The organism is Bradyrhizobium sp. Ken01, from assembly GCF_055807355.1.
In genome coordinates, this window is sequence record NZ_JBVVPC010000160.1 from 1 (window position 1) to 414 (window position 414).

Below are 414 nucleotides of genomic sequence, written 5' to 3' on the forward strand. Positions count from 1 at the left end.
GCGATTTCGTATCCGAGTGCGATCGCAGCCATTGTTTCGGAAACAGAAGCGTTAACGGCCTGAGCCACCGCCAAGGCAGCGGGAATAACACCTGCACCAGGGTGCCCTCCCGATCCGCGGTGACCATCATCGATGTCGAGCGCGCTGGCCGCAGCGCTGTTCGCCATCGCGGCGCCCGCAATACTCGACTGTTTGTCGGTCAACCAGATGGTGATGGGACCCTCGCCGTAAGCTTTTAGGGCTGACGTTCTGGCTGCATCAGCCAACGGCGATTGCAGGCCCGCAGCGGTCGCACCGATGAGATCTAGCACAAGCAGCGAGATAGTCTGCCGTGCAGCCACCGGTAATGCACTTGCGGGGAAGTTGCTAACGAAGTTGCCAAGTTCAATTAAGGCTCGCACCAGGGCGCTCCAA

1 protein-coding gene is annotated in these 414 nt (G+C 59.9%); it reads right to left on the reverse strand.

Annotated features, from left to right (window positions below):
- Window positions 1-401, reverse strand: a 401-nt coding sequence (locus AC0L3S_RS39175) for an MmgE/PrpD family protein (RefSeq protein ID WP_473285310.1), incomplete at its 3' end; no start/stop codon positions are given.
- Window positions 402-414 lie beyond the last annotated feature (13 nt).